Here is a 4,591-nt window from a genome sequence, read left to right on the forward strand (position 1 = left end):
GAGTCGTCCGGCTCGGAGTCGGAGTTTGAGTCTGAGTCTTTGGACCTGTCGCCCGGTTCGTTGCCTGGTCGGCCGGCGGCGATGGAATGGGGCCCGGCCGGCTCTGACGCAGACGGGCAGCCGTCCGATCCAGCGGAAACTGACCCGTTTGGTGTTGACCCGGATATTTCTGCCCTGTGGGATAACCCGCCGGGGGAGGCAGACTTTTTCGATATGAGGACACCGGAGCCCGGCTTGGGGTGGTTGCCGCCGGGCTGGCAATCGGAAATGATCGAACAGTTGTCAGCCGTTGCGGCCGCTGACGAGGCGGCATTCCGGCAGTGGGCGGACGAGGTGTTCGACATCGATCCTGCGCTGTTCGGCCAGGGAAAGTCGCCGCACCTCGCCTTCTACAAGTCGGTGTTGAACGCCTACCCGGAACTGCTGGCGCAGGAGGGCGTTACCGACCTGCGTGGAGCGCGCGCGTGGGCGACCCACCGACTGGCCGTCGACCTCGCCAGGGGTGATGAGTCGAAGTTCAGAGAGCTTCTGCCGTATCCGGAGAGCGTGTCCCCGCAGCGCCGGAAGGCCCTGCACCGGCTCTGGCTCGGCAAGGTCGGGCACGCCCACGCCGACGGTCACGACATCTCGCATGTGATTCCCCATATCTTCGCCGGGGAGTTGGGCGCGCCGATGCGGGTCCACCATGCGTTCGGTGCCCCGTACGACATCGGCCCGCCGCCGGTTGCCGGTGTCACCCGGCAACCAGTCGTCTGGTTGAACGGCGCCTACATCATCGTCCAACCTCGTGACCCACACGATGACCGCATCGCCGCCCGCATCGCTGAGGGCTTCTCGCGGCCATCGGTGACCGACCAGGTCCAACAGGCCACCTTTGAGGAGGCACTCCGTCAGCTGCGGGAGGAAATCGACGAGGCGGAATCGAATCTGAATCCGACCGAGATCTACGGGCTCATCCAGCAAGACACATTCCACCGCAAGCTTGCGCTCATCCGTCAACACCCCATCTCCCCCCGCAGCCAGGTCCGGGAACTCGCAGAAAGCCGCCGATACCTCCGTAGGCTCTACCTCCGCAGCCGCAACGTAGACGGCGGCTGGAAAGACCAGAACTCATGGCAACTCGAGGACCCATTCACCATCAGCTTCACCGCTTCCGTCGGCGGTGACTACCTACCAAGTTTGATGGCCACGCTGGGCGGCAAGCCGGAACGTCTCGCCGTTGTAGACGACGTGGCCATCGCGGGCGATGTGGTCTATATGAGTTTCGGGAAGCTCAACGGAGTAGGCGTCGGTATCGTCAAAATCCGGTACACCGTGGACGGCGCTATCTACCGAAAGGTCCCCCGCGAGTTCACTGACGACGAGCTGCGCGCCCTGAGGAAAAAGGTGCCCGGCCGGGAGTGGGAACTCGAAGACCGATGGTTCTCCGAGGACTTTTACCACATGGAGTTCCGTGTGGACAAAAAAAGGAGGCTGTCCCGTCGCTTCGGACATGGTCAATTCACTATCCCGAATAGCAAGATGGTCGACGGAAGTCCGTTTACCTTTCCGGCCGACCTGAAGGAGGTCATTCTCCGGCTCGGGTATGGCATGGATGATCAACCCTTCGGCGTCGTGATTATCCCGGCCGACAAGAACATGACCGGACGGACTCTGTACCTGGAAATGGACCCTGCCCCCACCGCGGACGACATCAAGGGAATGCGCAGTTATGCGCTGTGGGAACGAGATGACCGTCGTTGGTTCCTTTTCGATGAAATATCTGCCAGTTCCGAAATGTGGTCGCACAAAGCGTTGCCCGGCCTGGACATAAGAATCAATGGTTTGGCCAAGACGTTCGATGGGAGGGAGGTGGATCTCTCTCGGGGCACGGAAATCAAACTGCGGGTAGGACGGATGGAGGCGTCCGGACCGGATGCCGGCGCAAGGGTTCTCTCCGAAAACCTTTTCGCCGTGGTCGGGGCGCCGTTGGTCCCAAGACCGGATTCGCCGGCGCCCGAACCCGAATACGTCTACCGGCTCATCGAAACAACCGTGCAAGGCAAAGAGGAATTCGAGGCTCTCGCCGAAACGCTCAAGCATCGAGAGGAGCTGGCGCTGGGGCGGCGGGGTCTGCAGCCCGCACCAGACCCCCAGCCCTCGGAGCCAGCCCCCGATGCGCTGTCCGACCTGCCAGCGGCGATGGAATGGTCCGGCCCGGCCGTTGACTCGGCGTCGCGGCTGGAGGGCTCCGCGCCGGTCGGGCCCTCGGACCTGCAGGGAGGCGTCACCTCCGCCGGCTTGGTCGACGTGGCCTCGGGTGGACTGCTGTCCGGTCCTGCGGGAGATTACGACCTGTCCGGTTTTGACCCGGGGATTCTTGACGCGGGGGAGGGGTCGAATTCGGGGGCGGGGGCGTATCTGTCGACGTCGGCGCTTGGTTCGGGGTTGTCGCTGGAGGGCTCCGCACCGGTCGCGTCGGGCCCGCTGGCAGGGGTGTCATGGGTGGGCGGGGCGGACCCGGGGCCGAGCGGGGCGATGACGGCCGGTGGGTCCGGTGGTGTCGCGCCGGACTTGCAGCGGAGCGTGGACGCGGCGATCACCCAGTTGTCGGCCGGGGTAACCCGTGACCAGGCGACAGAATTCGAGCAGTGGGCGGACAAGGTCTTCAACATCGATTCTGCGCTGTTCCGCGGGGGGGCGCACCTCGCCTTCTACAGGTCGGTGTTGAACACCTACCCGCAGCTGTTGGCGCAGTGGGGCGTCACCAGCGTGGAAGGACTGCGCGCATGGGTGGTCCGTCAACTGGCCGACGACCTTGCCCGGGGTGAAGAGTCGACGTTTAGAAAGATTCTTCCGTATTCGGGGGACGTGTCCGAGCAGCGGCGGAAAGCCCTGGAACGGATCTGGCTCAGCACGATCGGAAACAACCAAACCTTGGATTACGACGTCGCGCTTGTGCCTCTCCATGTGCTGGCCAAGGAGTTGGACCAGCCGATGCAGGTCCACCATCCGTTCGGGGCCCCGCACGACATCGGCCCGCCGTTGGTTCCCGGTGTCACCCCGCAACAGGTCCTTCGGTTGAAGGGCGCCTACGTCCTCGCCCAACCTCGTGGCCCACAGGATGACCGTATCGCCGCGGGCTTCTTCCGGCCCGACCCTGGCGAGCAGCGCCAACAGGCTGGGGTGTTTGAGGAGACACGTGGTCTGCTGCGAGCGGCAATCGCCAAGGCGGAGAAGAATCCCGACAGCACCTACTCGCGCATCCGGCGAGACTCATTCCACCGCAACCTCGCGGCCATCCGTCAACCCCCCATCTCCCCCCGCAACCAGGTCCAGGAACTCGCCGAACACCTCGAATACCTCCGCGACCTCAACAACCAACGCAGCGGCTGGAAAGATCAGCTCCCAGGGAACCTCGAAGACCCATTCACCATCCGCCTCCCCACCACCCCCGCGCGGCATGACAAGGACATAAGAGAGCTAACCCGCCCGGCCCCAGGGCTGCGCATCAAACTGAGCGGCAAGGACATAGTTCTCGGACATGTCGGTGGACTCTTCGGCCTGGGTGATGTGGTCAATATCAGTTTCGGGAAGGTCGGCGAAAAGGGCGTCGGGTTTATCGAAATCCCGTACACCGCGGACAACGGCGCTGGAAGCGTCATCTACCAACCGATCAACCGCGAGTTCACTGAGGGCGAGCTGCACAGTCTGAAGCAAAAGGTGCGTGCGTCTTGGGAACTCTACCCCCCATGGGAGTTCAGCGCTTCCTATTACATCAAGACGCGTCTGTTGCAACCCCGGAGAGAATTGGGCATAACCCTCGGCGGGGAGGGCGGGGCAGGTCAGGCCCATGCCACCGCCCGTCAGGGCCGTATCCCACAGGTCGAGGTGGCCGACGGAAGAAGGTTTGTCTTTCCTGCGGACATGAGGGAGGTTCGTCTCGAACTCGGGTATGACATCTTTGGTCGACCCATCGCGGTCGTGATACTCGAAGAGAACCCTATCAAGCAAACCCTGTACCTGGAGCTGGTCAAGCCCGCCCCCACCGTGCCCGATATCGGTCGGCTGCTGCAGACCGGAAACGTGCTGTGGGAGCGAGAGGATCGGTGGGATCTTTACGACGCAATATCTATCAAAGACATAATGTTGGCGGATGGCCGAATGCCTAGACCCCTGCGTCTTAGACTGGGCAATTCAGTCGACGTGTTGGGTGGCGGGAAGGTGAATCTCGATAAGGGAACGCCGATTACCCTGAAGGTAGGGCAATTGCCGCGGCCGGTCGGATTGGATGTCGCCATCGACATTTTCGCCGTGGTCGGGGTGCCGTTGGTCCCAAGAGCGGATTCGCCGGTGCCCGAACCCGAATACGCCTTCCGGCTCGTGCTCGTGGGTCTGGACAAGAGCATCGGCGAGTTCGAGGCTATTAAAGCCCAGATCCAGGCGCGGCAGGAGCGCAAAGAGCGAGCCGAGACGGGAACTGGGCGGGCCCCGAAACGTCGGCGCACCCAGGGTGGGTTGCCTGGTGGTGCGGCGGCGTTTGAGTGGGGTCGTGTGGGGGGTGGTTCGTTCTCGGGTGGTGGGAAGGGTGTGTTGCCGTCGGGGTGGGCGG

The 4,591-nt window shown here is 63.3% G+C and carries 1 protein-coding gene; it reads left to right on the forward strand.

Annotated features, from left to right (window positions below):
• Positions 1-39: 39 nt before the first annotated feature.
• Positions 40-4,591, forward strand: a 4,552-nt coding sequence (locus ACGF5G_RS35635) for a hypothetical protein (protein ID WP_393271291.1), incomplete at its 3' end; no start/stop codon positions are given.

The organism is Micromonospora sp. NPDC047730 (assembly GCF_043204765.1).
Taxonomy (GTDB): Bacteria; Actinomycetota; Actinomycetes; order Mycobacteriales; family Micromonosporaceae; genus Micromonospora.